Raw genomic sequence first — 17,556 nt, forward strand, 5'->3', positions numbered from 1 at the left:
GCCGTTATGGCACAAGCATACAGGCAGGCAGGCGTTAATATAGAAGCAGGTTATGAAGCGGTAGATCGGATCAAACCGCATGTAAAAAAAACGATGCGTAAGGGAGTTATAGGAGGGCTTGGTGGCTTTGGTGGCATGTTCGATCTGTCAGAACTCAATTATGAGAAGCCAGTTCTCGTTTCAGGGACGGACGGAGTAGGCACGAAGCTCATGCTTGCGATCCAACTCGATCAGCACGATACAATTGGGATTGATTGTGTTGCGATGTGCGTAAATGATGTTGTCGCACAAGGCGCAGAACCGCTCTATTTTTTGGATTACATTGCAACAGGTAAGCTTGCACCAGAGCGGATCGAACAAATTGTGAAAGGCGTTGCAGAAGGCTGTTCACAGGCAGGGTGTGCTCTTATTGGTGGTGAAACAGCTGAAATGCCTGACATGTACCAAGAGAATGATTATGACCTTGCTGGCTTTACAGTTGGCGCTGTAGAGAAGTCTCAGTTGATTACAACAGAGAATGTGACAGAAGGCGATGTTCTCATTGGCCTTGCATCAAACGGTATTCATAGTAATGGCTTTTCCCTTGTACGTAAAGTGCTTCTCAAGGATAATGATATGGATTTGAAAGCGTCATATGACGAACTTGGTATGACCCTTGGAGATGCTTTGCTGACACCGACGCGTATCTATGTTAAACCTGTTCTAAATGTTCTTCAATCTAACACTGTTCATGGGATTGCACACATTACAGGTGGAGGTTTTGAAGAGAATATTCCGCGTATGCTTCCTGAAGGGCTGGCTGCACAAATTGATTATGGTTCATGGCCGGTTCCTCCTATTTTTGATTTGATCGAAAAGAAGGGGAGTCTCGCTCGTAAGGAAATGTTTACAACATTTAATATGGGTATCGGGATGGTCCTTGCTGTTCCAGAAGATGTTGCGGTTAATGTCATCAAAGCACTTGAGCAGGATGGTGAGCGTGCTTATATGATTGGACGCGTTGTAAAGGGAGAAGGAATCGAATTCGGAGGCGGTGACTTGTCGTGAAGAAGCTAGCCGTATTCGCATCTGGGAGCGGCTCGAACTTTGAAGCGATTGCCGCAGCGATTGAAAAGGGGCAGCTTGAAGCAGAAGTGGCCCTCGTAGTCTGTGATCGTCCTGGAGCTAAGGTTGAAAAAAGGGCAGAACGCTTTGGCATTCCTGTCCTTTCCTTTTATCCTAAATCGTATGAATCGAAAGCTGACTTTGAAACATTTATTCTTCAGCAGTTACATGATGCTGGTGTTGAGTGGATTATTCTCGCAGGCTATATGAGGTTAATCGGTCCAACATTGCTTCAAGGCTTCGAAGGAAGAATTGTGAATATCCACCCATCTCTTCTTCCTTCTTTCCCTGGAAAGGACGCAATCGGACAAGCATTTGAAGCAGGTGTTAAAATCACTGGCGTAACCGTTCATTTCGTGGATGAGGGAATGGATACCGGAAAAATCATTGATCAAGACAGTGTTCGGATTGATGAGGGGGACACGAAGGATGACCTGGCAAATAAAATCCAGGCAGTAGAGCATCTTTTATACCCTGCCGTCATCCGTTCCCTTCTTTAGGAAAAAAACAAAAGGTAGTAGGAGGAATCATTATGGCTATTAAACGTGCGTTGATTAGCGTTTCTGATAAAACAGATATTACAGCATTTGCAAAAGGACTTGCGGACAAAGGGGTTGAGGTGATCTCAACAGGGGGGACAAAGCGTGCTCTAGAAGAAGCTGGTGTAGACGTGATTGGCATCTCGGACGTAACTGGATTCCCAGAGATTCTCGATGGTCGCGTAAAAACCCTTCATCCAAACGTACATAGTGGTCTTCTAGCTGTGCGTGATAATGAAGCTCATCAGAAACAGTTGGATGATCTTAATATCAAGCCAATTGATCTTGTTGTTGTGAATTTGTATCCTTTCCAGGAAACAATCGCAAAACCTGATGTTACTTATGAAGAAGCGATTGAAAATATTGATATTGGTGGACCGACGATGCTTCGTTCTGCTGCAAAAAATCATCGGGACGTAACAGTTGTAGTGGATCCTTCTGATTACAATCGCGTTTTGCGACAAGTTGAAGAAAATGGTGATACAACCGGAATTCTTCGTCGTGAGCTTGCTGCAAAAGTATTTCGCCATACAGCTTCATATGATGCTGTGATTTCGGAATATTTAACTGCTCAATCAGGAGAAGAAGAGCCTGAGTCACTTACGGTAACATTTGAAAGGAAACAAACGCTTCGCTATGGTGAAAACCCCCATCAAAAAGCTGTTTTCTACAAAAAACCTTTATATACTGGAGCTTCACTTGCTTCAGCAGAGCAGTTAAATGGTAAAGAGCTTTCTTACAATAATATTAACGATGCCAATGCGGCGCTTAATATTGTGAAGGAATTTGATCAGCCGGCTGTTGTAGCTGTGAAACATATGAACCCGTGCGGAGTTGGTACTGGTGAAACGGTTGTACAAGCTTATCAAAAAGCATATGAAGCTGATTCCACTTCGATTTTTGGTGGGATTGTCGCGATTAATCGTGAAGTGGATGAAGCAACAGCGCTTAAGTTAAAAGAAATTTTCCTTGAAATTATTATGGCACCTTCGTTTACTGAAGAAGCTTTAGCTATGTTAACCAAGAAAAAGAACCTTCGCTTATTGAAGCTTGATGTTTCTGCCTCTCCTGCGATTGAACATCAGTTAACTTCCGTAAATGGTGGCCTTTTACTTCAAGAGCGTGATCGTTATGGATTCGATGAAGCTGATATTTCGGTTCCAACCGATCGTGAGCCGACAGAAGAAGAGTGGGAAGCACTGAAGTTAGCATGGAAAGTTGTTAAACATGTGAAATCAAATGCTATCGTTCTAACGAAGAATGACCAAACGATTGGAATTGGTGCAGGACAAATGAACCGTGTCGGTGCTGCGAATATTGCCATCGAGCAAGCAGGTGAGAAGAGCAAGGGATCAGTTATGGGTTCAGATGCTTTCTTCCCAATGGATGATACTGTTGAAGCAGCAGGTCGCGCTGGTGTAACAGCTATTATTCAACCTGGCGGCTCCATTCGCGATGAGGACTCCATCAAGAAAGCGAATGAATATGGCATTACAATGGTCTTTACTGGCATTCGTCATTTTAAACATTAAGAGGAGGTTTTTCGAGTGAAGGTATTGGTAATTGGTCGCGGTGGCCGCGAGCATGTAATGGCATGGAAAGCGGCGGAAAGCAGCCTTGTTGATCAAGTCTTTGTCGCTCCTGGTAATGCAGGTATGACAGATGTTAGTCAGCTTGTGGCAATTGAAGAGAGTGATCATGAGGAACTTGTTGCCTTCGCAAAAAGGGAAAACATTGATTTAACGCTTATTGGTCCTGAACAACCTCTTCTCGACGGTATTGTAAATCGCTTTGAGGAGGAAGGACTCCGTGTATTTGGCCCAAGACAGGAAGCAGCCTTGATTGAGGGAAGTAAAACGTTCGCCAAAGAATTAATGGTTGCGCATAACATTCCTACCCCATTTTCTAAGTCCTTCACTGACTATATCGAAGCGAAAGCTTATGTTGAAAAAGTCGGTGCGCCAATCGTCCTAAAAGCAGATGGACTTGCTGCAGGTAAAGGTGTTGTGGTGGCAATGTCACTGGAGGAAGCACTCGAAAGCCTTCATGACATGATGGAGAACAATCAGTTTGGTGCTGCTAGTGAACGTGTTGTAGTAGAAGAATTTCTAGAGGGTGAGGAATTCTCTTTAATGGCTCTTGTCGAAGGTGATCGTGTTTACCCACTTGTTATTTCTCAAGATCATAAACGTGCTTTCAATGGTGACGAGGGTCCAAATACAGGAGGGATGGGAGCCTATTCTCCTGTTCCGCAAATTTCTCAAGATACTGTGGATCATGCGGTTGAGACGATTTTACGTCCTGCAGCAAAAGGAATGAAATCAGATGGCCGCTCCTTTACCGGAATTCTCTATGCTGGCCTTATGTTAACAGTTGATGGACCGAAAGTGATTGAATTTAATGCGCGCTTTGGTGATCCAGAAACGCAAGTCGTTCTCCCTAGAATGACATCAGACTTCGTCCAGGCTGTCCTTGATCTCCTCGAGGGTAAAACACCTAAGCTTGAATGGAGCGAACAGTCCGTTATTGGTGTTGTCGTTGCTTCAGGTGGCTATCCAGGTAGCTATGAGAAAGGCAAGGCGATTACTGGGCTTGATCAGGTTGGATCAGAGTCTCTTGTTTTTCATGCCGGAACAAAACAAATCGGTGGAAAGCTAGTAACAGACGGAGGTCGTGTACTACTTGTTGCTTCTGCAGGTGATGATTTGAGAGAAGCGAGTCAGGTGGTATATAAAGAATTAGAAAATGTAAAAGTAACGGAAGGCTTCTATCGAACAGACATTGGGCATCGCGCTATTTCACACGTTTCTTCCTAATGTAGGCGAACGCAATCGCAACGATACTTCCAATAATCATCGTATAAATTAACCATGTATCTGTTATATACTCGAGCATAAATAGACCTCCTTTTGATAAGGTAGATGAAACTTCCCTGAATGCAGGGAAGTTTTTTTATGAAAACGTTAAGAAGGATTAATCACTCTTTCAAGTGCCGTTTCATCTGGATCAAGTTTTTCATCGGGGGTCATGAGGTCAACGATGGGGCAATACCTCGTATGTCCTTCAGCTACTTTCATGGCACCGATTGCGGCGATTATCCAGGCTGATTTGGATTCTTCTTTAGAAAGCTTTGCGGTTGAATAAGCAAGAAGTGTGAATCCGGTAGCTAGTCGAACAAAGGCATTCATCATACTAATGTTTGGCTTCAATTGAAAAACTCCTTTCTTCATTCACAAATCTAAAGTAGCAATGTGTCGAAATTATGTTAAAATAAAGAAAACTTCTTGAAGCGGGTGATGGTTTTGGCAAAACGAAAAAATTTATGGACAAAGCAGCAATTACGACAACACGTTCAAGTAGTGTCTGGAGAACTGCCTCCATCGATCGTTTTTTACAATGCAACATATTTAAATAATGGACTTAAAAAATGGGTTACATCGAATATATGGGTATATGAAGATCGTATTGTGTACGTAGGCGATGATCTTCCTGAAAAGCACCCGTCAACTGAGTGGATTGATTGTTACGGGAAATATCTCGTGCCAGGTTATATTGAACCACATGCACATCCATTTCAACTATATAATCCCCTTACGCTTGCGCGATATGCATCTCAGCGGGGAACAACAACAATGATGAATGATAACCTTTTATTCCTTCTAGGTTTGACAAAAGAGAAAGCGCTTACATTGATTGAGGATTTAGATCAGTATCCCGTTTCGATGTATTGGTGGGCGCGATATGATTCACAAACACAGCTTCTCGATGAGGAGGCCATTACGAATAAAAATATGAAGGAATGGCTGGCACACCCACTTGTGATACAGGGTGGAGAGCTTACCGCATGGCCTGATGTTCTCGGGGGAGATGATGAAATTTTAGAATGGATGCAGGAGACGAGAAGACTCGGTAAACCAGTGGAAGGACATCTCCCTGGTGCTTCTCTCGCAACATTAACGAAGATGGGGCTTCTTGGCGTTTCGTGTGATCATGAAGCGATGACAGGAGAGGAGGCGCTGCGTCGCTTAGAGATGGGTATGATGACGTCACTCCGTTATTCTTCGATAAGACCTGATCTACCTGTCATTCTCGAATCATTGCTGAAAAAAGGAGTTACTTCCTTTGACCGCGTTATGATGAATACAGATGGATCAACGCCTTCATTCCTGGAAAATGGCACAACGGACAAGTTAATTGCAATAGCACTTGAGAAAGGAGTCCCTTCAGAAGATGCGTATTCTATGGTGTCATATAATGTCGCAAACCATTACGGTATAAGCGATACGCATGGTATGATAGCACCGGGTAGAGTGGCTCACATTAATATTCTTGCATCAAAAGAAGATCCGCTCCCTGTCTCTGTTCTAGCGCGTGGAAAATGGTTAAAGCGTGATCGTGATGAAGTAGAACAGGATTGGTCTTTTGATTGGGAAGATCATGGACTTTCTCCACTTGATAATTCGTGGGAAATCCAATCAAACGATTTAACTTTCTCTGGTCCGGCAGGAATTGAAATGGTGAATGCTGTTATTACAAAGCCTTATAATCTATCTGTCGAAACGTCAGTTGAAGAGTTACCTTCAGGTTCTGATGAAAGCTTTATGATGCTTCTCAGTCGTGAAGGGAAATGGCGTGTAAATACGATCATTAAAGGCTTCGCTAATCAAGTGAAAGGATTTGCAAGCAGCTTTTCGAATACGGGTGATTTTATTCTGATTGGGAAAAATAAAGCGGATATGATGACAGCTTTTAATCGAATAAATGAAATTGGTGGGGGGATCTCTCTTGTAGAAGATGGAGAAGTTATATCCGAAATTAAACTTCCTCTCATGGGCAAAATGTCTGATCTTCCACTTGAAGAACTAATCAAAGTTGAAAAGAGAATGATACAAGAACTAGAAGATAGGGGCTACTTATATAAAGATCCCGTTTATAGCTTGTTGTTCTTTTCTTCAACACATTTACCTTTTATTCGATTGACGCAGCAAGGAATTTATGATGTGAAAAGGAAAATGGTACTTTTTCCTTCGATAATGCGTTAAACTATAACAAAGTAACCTCTTAACGGAGTGAAGTGCATGATTTTATTCGGTTGAATTGTTAAAATGAATATAAAGCTGTAAAAATAGCACATCAAGATGAACGTTACAGAATGCAACATATAGACGAAACATACTTAAGTAAGGAGAGTGGATTTAGAATGCAAATTGATAAACTTCGAGGTAAGACACTTGACCAACTTTTTGAAGCGATTCTTTCATTGAAAGATCTTGAAGAATGCTATTTGTTCTTTGATGATCTAGCGACTGTAAATGAGATACAATCGCTTGCTCAGCGTTTGGAAGTAGCAAGAATGCTACGTGAAGGGTTTACGTATCATAAAATTGAAACAGAAACAGGCGCAAGCACCGCAACGATTTCCAGAGTAAAGCGCAGCTTGAACTATGGAAACGATGGCTATCAAATGACGCTTGATCGTGTTCACAATAAAGAGTAGAAAATGAGCCGGCTTCCGGCTCATTTTTGTTTTGGTTGGCGTGTTGATGGATATTTGCCTTTACGCGGATATATTTGAGAAATCGCGGAAATAATGATCGATTTCGCGGATAAAATGAGATTATCGCGGAATTATCGAGGAAATCGCGGAATTATGGATTTTAAATGGTTGCAGATGTTTGTGGGGGCTAAACGGGCGCTTCCGCTTTTAGGTGATCCAGCTGCAGTGGGCAGGTCCTCGATCGCTTCACCATTTCATCCGAACACAAAGGACGTGTTCAAATGAAATGCCCCCAGCGCTTGTCGGACCTAAACGCCCACTTCCGCTTTTCGTAGATCCAGCTGTAGTGGGCAGACTCTCGGTCACTTCACCTTTCACCTTGAACACAAAGAACGTGTCCAATTTGAAAGGTTCCAGTGCCATTCGAGTCTAAACGCCCACTTCCGCTTTTCATGTATTCTTTGATATAATCCAATTTATGAGGAAAAGTGGGAGGAAGGGTTAGGATGTTTGATTTTCGAGAGTGGAAGCATGTGTTTAAGCTGGATCCGAATAAGGAGATAGAGGATTATGATCTTGAGGCGATTTGTGAGTCTGGGACGGATGCGGTGATTGTTGGTGGTAGTGATGGCGTTACGCTTGATCGGACTTTAGATTTACTTGCTAGAATTCGCCGCTACGCGGTACCATGTGCTCTTGAGGTATCCACTGTTGAGGCAGTGACACCAGGATTTGATTTTTATTTTATTCCGACAGTGTTGAATACGGAAGATAGCCGTTGGGTGACCGGATTACATCATGAGGCTGTGAAAGATTTTGGCGAAATCATGAACTGGGATGAAATTGTGATGGAAGGGTATTGTATTTTAAACCAGGATTCTAAGGTTGCTCAGTTAACTTCTGCTCATACTAATCTAGATGAAGCTGATGTTCTTGCTTATGCTCGTATGGCAGAGAAAATGTTCAAACTGCCCATTTTTTATGTGGAATATAGCGGAACATATGGAGATGCAGAACTTGTTCGGAAAGTGAGCCAGGTTCTTGACGATACGCAACTTTTTTATGGTGGCGGAATTGACTCTCCTGAGAAAGCGAAAGAAATGGCAGCTTCTGCAGATACGATTATTGTCGGGAACGTCATATACGATAATATGAAGCAGGCGATAAAAACTGTTGCTGCTGTGAAAGGAAATTGATTCTCTCCTGTCGATCAGGTAAAATAAGAAACAAGAACATACGTTTGTGAGGAGTGCGAAAACATGCAACGAATAGTTGATAAGTTACTAAACGGGCTAAATCCCGAACAACAAGAAGCGGTCAAGCACACGGATGGACCGCTTTTAATTATGGCTGGAGCAGGTAGTGGAAAAACGAGAGTGCTGACGCATCGTATTGCGTATCTTCTTGTGGAGAAACAGGTATCTCCTTGGAATATTCTTGCGATTACGTTTACGAATAAAGCGGCGCGAGAAATGAGAGAACGAGTGAATTCGATTACGGGACCAGTCTCGGAAGATATTTGGATTTCGACATTCCACTCAATGTGCGTACGTATTTTAAGAAGAGACGGTGATCGGATTGGGATTAACCGCAACTTCACCATTCTTGATTCTGGGGACCAGCTGACTGTTATTAAGAAGATCTTGAAAGAGCAGAACGTAGATCCAAAGAAATTTGAGCCTAGAGGGATTCTTGGCAGTATTAGCTCTGCAAAAAATGAACTCGAAACCCCTGAAGATTATAAAGCTAATGCAAAGGGGCCTTACGAAAGTGTTGTTGCTGATGCATATGAGCAATATCAGAAACAGCTTCGTAAAAACCAGGCGCTTGATTTTGATGATTTGATTATGCGGACGATCACGTTGTTCAAAAAGGTGCCGGAAGTACTCGAGTTTTATCAGCGTAAATTTCAGTACATTCATGTTGATGAGTATCAAGATACAAACAAAGCACAATATATCCTTGTTAAACTCATGGCTGAGAAATATCAGAACCTTTGCGTAGTAGGTGATTCTGATCAGTCGATCTACCGCTGGCGTGGTGCGGACATACAGAACATTCTTTCCTTCGAGAAGGACTATCCAAGTGCACGCGCGATATTCCTTGAGCAAAACTATCGTTCAACTAAGAAAATTCTACAAGCGGCCAATGTAGTTATTGAAAATAATACGAACAGAAAGCCTAAAAAGCTTTGGACGGATAATGATGATGGGCCACATATTACTTACTATCAGGCAAACGATGAACATGATGAGAGCCGTTTCGTAACAGGGAAAATCCTTGATATGGTGAATAGCGGACAGCGAACGAATTCACAAATAGCGATTCTTTATCGTACGAATGCCCAGTCGCGTGTGATTGAGGAAATTTTAAATAAGTCGAACATCCATTACAACATTGTCGGTGGTACAAAGTTCTACGACCGTAAAGAGATTAAAGATGTTCTAGCATACCTCCGTCTCATTGCTAATCCAGATGATGATATTAGCTTACTTCGAATTGTGAATGTTCCAAAGCGTGGTGTTGGTGCATCGACAATGGACAAGGTAGCACAATATGCGGCTAATCAGGATATTTCTATCTTTACAGCTCTTCAAGAAGTCGAGCAGATCGGGTTAAGCGCTCGTTTCACTAAAACTCTTAAATCATTTGGTAATCAAATGGCAAACTGGTCACAAATGCAGGAATACCTAGCCGTATCTGAACTTGTTGAGGAAGTAATTGATAAGTCAGGGTATCGTGATGCGTTAAGAAACGAGAATACAATCGAATCACAAACACGACTTGAAAACATTGATGAATTTCTTTCTGTTACCCAAGAATTTGAGAAAGCAAGTGAAGATAAAAGCCTAATCGCTTTTCTAACAGACCTTGCGCTCGTTGCAGATATCGATAAGTTAGATGAGGATGAAGGTGAGCAGAAGGAAGCTGTTACACTTATGACGCTCCATTCAGCAAAAGGTTTGGAATTTCCTGTTGTTTTCCTCATTGGGATGGAAGAAGGAGTATTCCCGCATAGTCGTTCCCTATTTGAGGAAGAGGAGATGGAAGAAGAGCGTCGTCTAGCATATGTCGGTATTACAAGAGCAGAAGAAGAGCTTTTCATAACAAATTCTCGTCTTAGAACACTTTACGGAAAAACAAACGCGAATCCTGTGTCCCGCTTCATAGGAGAGATACCAGAAGAATTACTTGAGAAGCAAGGTCAAGAAAAGCCAGCTACACCGTTTGGTGGAACTAGTTCCCGACCTTCTTCAAGACCTGCTACTCCAAAGACGCCTAGACGTCCTCAACTTACTTCAACGGGTGGAGATTCACTCGATTGGAAAGTAGGAGATAAAGCAAGTCACCGCAAATGGGGCGTTGGTACGGTCGTTAGCGTTAAGGGTGAGGGTGACTCGACTGAGCTTGATATTGCTTTCCCTAACCCGGTAGGAATTAAGCGTTTGTTAGCGAAGTTTGCGCCTATTGAAAAGCAATAGTCATTTTAGAAGGTGAGGTTTGACGATGGAAGAAAAGCAAAAGCGCATCGAAGAGCTTCGTCAGCTCTTAAATCAGTACAATTACGAGTACCACGTTCTAGATCAGCCGACCGTTCCTGATGCCGAGTATGATCGGATGATGAATGAATTAATTAACCTGGAAGAAGAGAATCCTGAACTTAAAACGGAAGATTCTCCAACTCAGCGCGTCGGTGGCCCGCCGCTTGAAGGCTTTCAAAAAGTTGAACACAGAGTACCTATGCTAAGCCTTGGTAATGCATTTGGTGAAGAGGACTTGAAGGACTTCGACCGACGTGTACGTGATCGAATTGGCGAAAACTTTTCGTATGTATGCGAGTTAAAAATAGACGGTCTTGCCGTTTCACTTATTTATGAAGATGGAGTTCTTGTGCGTGGAGCCACACGTGGGGATGGCACGGTAGGAGAGGACATTACTCAGAACTTGAAAACCATTCCAGCTATCCCACTTCGTTTAAGCGAGAATGTTAGCATGGAGGTGCGTGGTGAGGCGTTCATGCCAAAGCCATCCTTCATGAAATTAAATGAAGCACGTGAGAAGAACGATCAGGATTTATTTGCAAATCCTCGAAATGCAGCGGCTGGTTCTCTTCGCCAGCTTGATCCAAAGATTGCTGCTAGCCGCAACTTGTCTATTTTTGTATACGGTGTAGGTACGGTTGAAGGCAGGGAAATTAGTTCACATTCAAATGGCCTTGATTTTCTCAAAGAGCTAGGATTCAAAACCAATCCAGAATGGAAGCGATGTAACACGATTGATGATGTTATTGATTACATCGGTGGTTGGTCAGAGAAACGTCCTGATCTTTCATACGAGATCGATGGGATTGTTGTGAAAGTAGATGCCCTCAATCAACAAGAGGAGCTAGGATTTACTGCGAAAAGTCCACGATGGGCCATTGCATACAAGTTTCCTGCTGAAGAGGTTGTAACGCAGCTCTTGGATATTCAGCTTAATGTGGGCAGAACTGGTGTGGTCACTCCCACGGCTGTTTTAGAACCAGTGCTTGTTGCTGGGACAACCGTACAGCGAGCATCTCTTCATAATGAGGATCTGATTCGTGAGAAGGATATTAAAATTGGAGACTATGTCGTTGTGAAAAAAGCAGGAGACATTATCCCTGAAGTTGTTTCTGTTCTCGAAGACCGTCGTACAGGTGAAGAAAAAGCATTTTCTATGCCTGAGAAGTGTCCTGAATGTGATAGTGATCTCGTTCGATTAGAAGAAGAGGTCGCACTTCGATGCATTAATCCAAAATGTCCAGCTCAGCTCCGTGAAGGACTCATTCATTTTGTTTCACGCAATGCAATGAATATTGATGGACTAGGTGAACGGGTGATTACTCAGCTGTTTCGTGAGGAATTAATTCATGATGTAGCAGATATCTATCAGCTGACACACGATCAACTTATTGAGTTAGAGCGAATGGGTGAGAAGTCAGTTTCCAACCTTCTTGAGGCGATAAGCGTCTCAAGGAATAATTCATTAGAAAAACTGTTGTTTGGTCTGGGGATACGCCATGTCGGTGCAAAAGCTGCGAAAACTCTTGCACAACAATTTGGCTCTATGGACAGTATTGTTCAAGCAAATATAGAAGATCTTGAAGCAATTAATGAAGTGGGACAGAAAATGGCTGATTCTGTTGTGCGATATTTTCAAAACGAAGAAGTGCATGAACTAATTGAAGAATTAAAAGAAGCTGGCGTTAATATGACCTATAAAGGACCTAAGCCAGTTGCGGTAGAAGACATTGATTCCGTGTTTGCGGGTAAAACAATTGTACTCACTGGTAAGTTAGAACAGTTGAGTCGCGGGGAAGCAAAGAAGAAGCTTGAAGAACAAGGCGCAAAGGTGACAGGTAGTGTAAGTAAGAGCACAGATCTTGTCATTGCAGGGGAAGATGCTGGTTCTAAGCTTGAAAAGGCAGAGTCTCTTGGCATTGACGTGTGGAGTGAGAACAGGTTCCTTGAAGAGTTAAACGAATGAGGAGAGGGAAGTAATGCCAAAGAAGCAAACGTTCATCGTTAGTATCATGGCCCTTTCGCTCGTATTATCCGGTTGTGTTCCAAGTTTTATGAAGGGCGATCAGGATGATACAGTGAAAGTGAATGATTCAGAAGGCGAAGATAGCGAAGAAATGATTGTTAGTGAAGATATCAAAACATCTGAAACGTATTATCGTTCAGTACTTGAGAAGGATGGGGATAAGAATTCTCTTGATACTTCACAAGTTAGGGGATTAATCACGGCTGGCGTTGATAACCGTCTCGATGTTGATGCGCTTGAGATGGGTTTAATCAGACTTTCTCAAGAGCAATTTGATCCTGAGAAATATTTCTTTAAAGAAGGGCAGCTTTTTGATACAGAGCAAATTCATAGCTGGCTGTATCGAGATAATGGTGTAACGAAAGAAGAAGCTGAAAAAGATAAAGAGAAGGAAGTAAATGAGGGACTTAATCCACAGCTCGGAGTGGAAGAAAATCCTGCTAATTATGAGCAAGTAATTGAAGCAGAGAAGAAAAACCCTAAATTCTTATCTTATATACATGAACAAGATTACTATGTTCAAAACAAAGATGACGAGTTACAACTAGGCGGAATTTCGATTGCCTTATCGCTTTATTCTGAATATCCTTACTCTGTTCTTGATGAGAATGGCTTGAAATATACTGGTTCAGTGAAACTAGGGAAAGAAGAAGTGATTTCTAAGGCGAAGGAATCGATTGAACCAATTGTGAAGAAAATTCGTGCTGAGCATGACGTACCTATCATGTTCACTCTGTTTTTAGAGCAACCAAGACAATCAGTTGTCCCAGGAAACTTTGTGGCGAGCACGATTGTAGGAGAGGGGAAATCCAGCCCAGATTCATGGAAGGATTTGAATGAGAAGTACGTTGCTTTTCCTTCTTCCGCAGCCTCCGACGAGTATCCTGCTGAAGCAGAGAAGTTTGATGATTTCACGCGTGAAATCCAGGATTTCTTTCCAAACTTTGTTGGTGTCATTGGCACCGGGTTCTATAAACAGGATGAGCTTACACAATTGAAGGTTGAAATACCAATTCAATTCTATAGTAAAGCGGAGGTCATTTCGTTTACACAGTTCGTAAACGGTCTTGTCAAGAAACGAAATGATACATTTCCTCAGGAGCTTCCGGTCTCCATCTACATTACAAATAACGGAGAAACGGAAAGTATGATTGTGAAAGATCCTAACGAAGAAGAACCGTTTGTTCATATTTATCAATAAACAAAAACCCTCTCAGTGTAAGGACACTGAGAGGGTTTTTGTTTATTCAGACAAGGCTTTTTGAAGTGTTTGAATGTTTTTTTTCATTAATGTGAAGTATGTTTCATTATTTTCGATATCTTCCTCGGTTAAAACTGATAGGTTATGGATGCGAAGCGTATTGAGTCCAAGCTCTTTTTGAACTGCTTTAGCAGGCTTGGGCGTAGCATTTTGTTCGAAAAGCATATACTTCAAATTGTGGCTTTTAGCTGTTTCGATAATTTCTTCCAATTGTTTTTGAGTTGGCTCTTGAGAAGGAGAAAGACCTGAGACGCTTAATTGTTCAAGGCCATAACGACTTTCCCAGTAGCTATAAGCATCATGAGAGATGAGAAATTCTTTCTTAGCTGCACGATCAGCCATTTCTTGAAAAGATTGATCCAAGGCTAATAATTCTTCTTGCAAAGAATTAAAATTAGTTTCGAATGTTTCTTTCTGATCAGGATCGAGCGTGATTAGAGCATCTTTAATATTTTCAGCCTGCTCGATTGCAAGGATGGGATCGATCCAGATATGGGGATTCATATCACCATGATCGTGATCGGCGTGCTCTTCATGTTCTTCATGCTCTTCATGCTCTTCTTCTGATTCATCTAGATGGATGTCTTTAGCAGACTCAAGAACCATGACATCCTCATTGCTTAGCGTATCCTGTGCAGCATCAGCAAATCCTTCCATACCTGCACCATTATAAATAAACAAATCAGCTTCAGCTAATTCGGCCATTGTTCTAGTTGTTGGCTCAAAGCTATGTGCATCGCTACCAGGAGGAATGATTGAGTCTGCCGTTACACCTTCTCCTCCAATCCGTTCTGCAAAGTATTCAAGGGGGTAAAGTGTTGTATAAATGGTGAGCTTCCCATCCGTTTTAGAGTCTGACTCATCTTGACCACAAGCGACAAGGATAAACGTAGATATAGATAATAATAGCGCTAATTTAAAAAAGCGATTATTCATAAATGATTTTCCCTTCCGTAAGTTTCTCTGCCACTCATTATATCGTAATCATTACGTTTTGCAAACAGTAATCTTTCCGATTAGTTTCGTTCATATAATGAAAAATCTTAAAAAGATTTTGAAGTGGGAAGGTTCAAAATTACATGGAAAATATAGTTATAATAATTAGCGTTATGAAGGTATGAAAAGAAGAGAAACGCGGCAATCTATAAAAAATATTTCAATTTAAAGATTAACATTACAAAATAGTGGGTAAATGTTACTAGAGTATGTAGATGAGGCAAATATTGGTGAATTAATTTAAATAAATTTTCCTGAATACTTATGACATAAAAGTTGCTAAAAGAAGGGAAATCTCTTTTATTGTGTATTTTTATTCATTAAAAAGTTTATCTTATAATATTTTCATTGTTCAGAAAAATATTTTGTGATATAGTAATCATTGGTTTGTAAAGGACTAATGGTCTACTTGAATAATTTGAATTCACAGCGAAAATGCATAGTTGTGAATATTGACTTTGGAGGGGGTGAAAGTGTGGAATATACCTTAACTACCGCAACATGGTTCTGGCTACTTATACCAATGCCTTTATTAGTCGTATTATCAATAATAACTTTTTTTACCGAAAGGAGAGAATAGTACTCGATGAGTATTGAGACGCCAACGTTAGTCACATTTATAGTGTACCTTGTCGGTATGCTCGCAATTGGATTAATTGCTTACAAAATGACAAGTAACTTATCTGATTATGTTCTTGGAGGAAGAAGATTAGGTGGATCTGTTGCAGCACTTAGTGCCGGAGCATCAGATATGAGTAGCTGGCTCTTACTAGGACTACCTGGTGCAATGTATGCAGGTGGTATGAGTCAAATTTGGATTGGGATTGGGCTCGCAATCGGAGCTTACCTGAACTGGCAGTTTGTTGCATCGCGTCTTCGCCGTTATACAGAAGTGGCGAATGATTCGATTACGGTTCCTGATTACCTTGAAAACCGTTTTCGTGATGGTTCGAAAGCACTTCGCGTGATTTCGGCAATTGTCATTCTTGTATTCTTTACGTTCTATACGTCTTCAGGTCTTGTTGGGGGCGCAATCCTGTTTGAAAGCTCGTTCGGAATGAGCTATGAAAGCGCATTGTGGATCGGTGCACTTGTTATTATTTCTTATACGTTCCTCGGTGGTTTCTTAGCGGTAAGCTGGACAGATTTCTTCCAGGGAATACTTATGTTCCTTGCACTTGTTGTCGTGCCAATTGTTGCCCTAAATGAAATGGGTGGCTGGAGCGAAACAGTTAATCAAGTTGGTGCAACGGATACAACTTATCTAGATATCTTTACTGGTATGAGCTTCATGGGGATTATTTCCCTGCTTGGTTGGGGACTTGGTTACTTTGGCCAACCTCACATCATCACTCGTTTTATGGCAGTTAAATCTTCAAAAGAGATTCCTAAAGCACGCCTTGTTGGTATGTCATGGATGGTTCTTTCATTGTTTGGTGCAATCTTTACTGGTTTCATCGGTATTGCCTATTTCGATGCGGGCCTTCCGAACTCGGAAACAGTCTTTATTGAATTTACACAAGTGCTCTTTAATCCATGGGTTTCCGGCTTCTTGCTTGCTGCAATCCTATCTGCGATTATGAGTACAATTGACTCTCAGCTTCTTGTATCTTCAAGTGCTGTTGCGGAGGACTTTTATAAAGCGATCCTTCGTAAGAATGCTAGTCAGACTGAGCTTGTATGGGTAGGTCGTATCGCGGTTCTTGCGATTGCGTTACTAGCTATTCTACTTGCTTACAACCCTGATAGCAGTGTTCTTGATCTTGTAAGTTATGCGTGGGCAGGGTTTGGTGCCGCATTTGGGCCAGTAATTATACTGAGTCTATTCTGGAAACGTATGACGCGTAATGGTGCCCTTGCTGGTATCATCACGGGTGCAGTAGTCGTTATTCTATGGGCTCAATTATCAGGCGGACTCTTCGACCTTTACGAATTGATTCCAGGCTTTATTCTTGCGTGGATCGCTGTTATGGCATTCAGCTTTGTAGGTAAAGAACCTGGTAAAGAGATTGAAGATGAATTTGAAGCAGCTAAGACATCTGAATTTTAATATTATCCTTTTTGAAGACTCACCCTGAGATGGGTGAGTCTTTTTATTGAGAAATGCCTTGTATAGTAGAGAACGTTTTAGTCTGCGGGTACGGCACCGCAGTCAAACAAACGTTTAATTACATTTTCTTAATTAAACGTTTGTTTAAAATTGGAACAGACGGCGTTCTGTTGCTTAATGAAGCTTGTTTTTGGTATCATCTATATATTGCAGGTTGTTCGAAATTTGTGGAGGTGAAAGTGATGTCCAGAATTACCAAAGAAGAGGTTAAGCATGTAGCGAACCTCGCTAGACTAGAAATGGATGAGGCAGAGGTCGAGAAGTTTACAACTCAGCTTGATGACATTATTTCAATGGCGGAGCAGCTGAATGAATTAGATACAGAGAACGTTGAGCCTACAACGCATGTTCTCGATTTAAAAAATGTACTTCGTGAAGACAAAGTACAGCCGTGGTTATCTCGTGAGGAAGCATTGAAGAATGCACCTGATAAAGAGAATGGTCAAGTAAAAGTTCCATCAATATTTGAGTAAGGGAGGCA

General features: G+C 41.7%; 15 protein-coding genes. 12 read left to right on the top strand and 3 right to left on the bottom strand.

Going from position 1 to position 17,556, the window contains the following annotated elements; all coding sequences use genetic code 11:
- Positions 1-6 precede the first annotated feature (6 nt).
- The 4 genes from purM to purD are packed head-to-tail and all read left to right on the top strand — an operon-like array spanning position 7 to position 4,459.
- Positions 7-1,047, top strand: a complete 1,041-nt coding sequence (purM, locus tag AC0VYJ_RS01920; RefSeq protein WP_475366385.1) for a phosphoribosylformylglycinamidine cyclo-ligase — start codon at positions 7-9, stop codon at positions 1,045-1,047.
- Positions 1,044-1,604 (top strand): phosphoribosylglycinamide formyltransferase, encoded by a 561-nt coding sequence (gene purN, locus AC0VYJ_RS01925; RefSeq protein WP_430242457.1) that lies wholly within the window; start codon positions 1,044-1,046, stop codon positions 1,602-1,604. The genes purM and purN overlap by 4 nt, the downstream gene beginning before the upstream one ends.
- A gap of 32 nt (positions 1,605-1,636) precedes the next feature.
- The gene (gene purH, locus AC0VYJ_RS01930) at positions 1,637-3,175 is read left to right on the top strand and encodes a bifunctional phosphoribosylaminoimidazolecarboxamide formyltransferase/IMP cyclohydrolase (protein ID WP_475366386.1); all 1,539 of its coding nucleotides are present in this window, start codon (positions 1,637-1,639) and stop codon (positions 3,173-3,175) included.
- Positions 3,176-3,190: 15 nt separating this feature from the next.
- Positions 3,191-4,459 carry a phosphoribosylamine--glycine ligase gene (purD, locus tag AC0VYJ_RS01935; protein WP_475366387.1) on the top strand — a complete coding sequence of 423 codons (1,269 nt, stop codon included), beginning with the start codon at positions 3,191-3,193 and terminating at the stop codon, positions 4,457-4,459.
- Here purD and AC0VYJ_RS01940 read toward each other — a convergent pair.
- Together AC0VYJ_RS01940 and AC0VYJ_RS01945 are read right to left on the bottom strand one after the other, a co-directional pair.
- On the bottom strand, positions 4,437-4,538 hold the full coding sequence (locus tag AC0VYJ_RS01940; protein WP_337957775.1) for an EYxxD motif small membrane protein: 102 nt from the start codon (positions 4,536-4,538) through the stop codon (positions 4,437-4,439). The two genes, purD and AC0VYJ_RS01940, sit on opposite strands and share 23 nt — an antisense overlap.
- A 68-nt stretch (positions 4,539-4,606) precedes the next feature.
- A complete protein-coding gene (locus tag AC0VYJ_RS01945) occupies positions 4,607-4,852 on the bottom strand; it encodes a YgaP family membrane protein (RefSeq protein WP_226616410.1) in 246 nt (81 codons plus the stop codon).
- A gap of 87 nt (positions 4,853-4,939) precedes the next feature.
- On the opposite strand from AC0VYJ_RS01945, the gene AC0VYJ_RS01950 reads away from it, so the two are divergent.
- The 6 genes from AC0VYJ_RS01950 to AC0VYJ_RS01975 all read left to right on the top strand — a co-directional run bounded on the left by AC0VYJ_RS01950 (position 4,940) and on the right by AC0VYJ_RS01975 (position 13,909).
- Positions 4,940-6,685: an adenine deaminase C-terminal domain-containing protein gene (locus tag AC0VYJ_RS01950; protein ID WP_475366388.1), complete on the top strand. Its 1,746-nt coding sequence runs from the start codon at positions 4,940-4,942 to the stop codon at positions 6,683-6,685.
- A gap of 158 nt (positions 6,686-6,843) precedes the next feature.
- Complete coding sequence (locus AC0VYJ_RS01955) at positions 6,844-7,140, top strand: YerC/YecD family TrpR-related protein (protein ID WP_136948324.1); 297 nt, start codon at positions 6,844-6,846, stop codon at positions 7,138-7,140.
- A gap of 506 nt (positions 7,141-7,646) precedes the next feature.
- Entirely contained in the window at positions 7,647-8,336 is a 690-nt protein-coding gene (pcrB, locus tag AC0VYJ_RS01960) for a heptaprenylglyceryl phosphate synthase (RefSeq protein ID WP_430242468.1), read from the top strand.
- 63 nt (positions 8,337-8,399) lie between these two features.
- The gene (gene pcrA / locus AC0VYJ_RS01965; RefSeq protein WP_430242469.1) at positions 8,400-10,622 is read left to right on the top strand and encodes a DNA helicase PcrA; all 2,223 of its coding nucleotides are present in this window, start codon (positions 8,400-8,402) and stop codon (positions 10,620-10,622) included.
- 25 nt (positions 10,623-10,647) lie between these two features.
- A complete protein-coding gene (ligA, locus tag AC0VYJ_RS01970) occupies positions 10,648-12,648 on the top strand; it encodes an NAD-dependent DNA ligase LigA (RefSeq protein ID WP_475366389.1) in 2,001 nt (666 codons plus the stop codon).
- Positions 12,649-12,661: 13 nt separating this feature from the next.
- Entirely contained in the window at positions 12,662-13,909 is a 1,248-nt protein-coding gene (locus AC0VYJ_RS01975; protein ID WP_430242472.1) for a CamS family sex pheromone protein, read from the top strand.
- A gap of 42 nt (positions 13,910-13,951) precedes the next feature.
- On the opposite strand, the gene AC0VYJ_RS01980 is transcribed toward AC0VYJ_RS01975, so the two are convergent.
- Positions 13,952-14,905: a metal ABC transporter solute-binding protein, Zn/Mn family gene (locus AC0VYJ_RS01980; RefSeq protein ID WP_475366390.1), complete on the bottom strand. Its 954-nt coding sequence runs from the start codon at positions 14,903-14,905 to the stop codon at positions 13,952-13,954.
- Between the two features lie 646 nt (positions 14,906-15,551).
- Here AC0VYJ_RS01980 and putP point away from each other — a divergent pair.
- Both putP and gatC read left to right on the top strand, forming a co-directional pair.
- Complete coding sequence (gene putP / locus AC0VYJ_RS01985) at positions 15,552-17,015, top strand: sodium/proline symporter PutP (protein ID WP_194222424.1); 1,464 nt, start codon at positions 15,552-15,554, stop codon at positions 17,013-17,015.
- A gap of 242 nt (positions 17,016-17,257) precedes the next feature.
- Entirely contained in the window at positions 17,258-17,548 is a 291-nt protein-coding gene (gene gatC, locus AC0VYJ_RS01990; protein WP_226616418.1) for an Asp-tRNA(Asn)/Glu-tRNA(Gln) amidotransferase subunit GatC, read from the top strand.
- Positions 17,549-17,556 lie beyond the last annotated feature (8 nt).

The sequence above is a fragment of the Anaerobacillus sp. 63XJN7_5_ISO-PGPR-S23-430 genome (assembly GCF_056173695.1).

Bases quoted from the DNA above. Each gene is read 5' to 3' on its own strand.
- ligA (WP_475366389.1), top strand. From the start codon at position 10,648: ATGGAAGAAAAGCAAAAGCGCATCGAAGAGCTTCGTCAGCTCTTAAAT.
- AC0VYJ_RS01955 (WP_136948324.1), top strand. From the start codon at position 6,844: ATGCAAATTGATAAACTTCGAGGTAAGACACTTGACCAACTTTTTGAA.
- purM (WP_475366385.1), top strand. From the start codon at position 7: ATGGCACAAGCATACAGGCAGGCAGGCGTTAATATAGAAGCAGGTTAT.
- putP (WP_194222424.1), top strand. From the start codon at position 15,552: ATGAGTATTGAGACGCCAACGTTAGTCACATTTATAGTGTACCTTGTC.
- AC0VYJ_RS01950 (WP_475366388.1), top strand. From the start codon at position 4,940: ATGGTTTTGGCAAAACGAAAAAATTTATGGACAAAGCAGCAATTACGA.
- pcrA (WP_430242469.1), top strand. From the start codon at position 8,400: ATGCAACGAATAGTTGATAAGTTACTAAACGGGCTAAATCCCGAACAA.
- AC0VYJ_RS01940 (WP_337957775.1), bottom strand. From the start codon at position 4,538: ATGCTCGAGTATATAACAGATACATGGTTAATTTATACGATGATTATT.
- AC0VYJ_RS01980 (WP_475366390.1), bottom strand. From the start codon at position 14,905: ATGAATAATCGCTTTTTTAAATTAGCGCTATTATTATCTATATCTACG.
- AC0VYJ_RS01975 (WP_430242472.1), top strand. From the start codon at position 12,662: ATGCCAAAGAAGCAAACGTTCATCGTTAGTATCATGGCCCTTTCGCTC.
- purH (WP_475366386.1), top strand. From the start codon at position 1,637: ATGGCTATTAAACGTGCGTTGATTAGCGTTTCTGATAAAACAGATATT.
- pcrB (WP_430242468.1), top strand. From the start codon at position 7,647: ATGTTTGATTTTCGAGAGTGGAAGCATGTGTTTAAGCTGGATCCGAAT.
- gatC (WP_226616418.1), top strand. From the start codon at position 17,258: ATGTCCAGAATTACCAAAGAAGAGGTTAAGCATGTAGCGAACCTCGCT.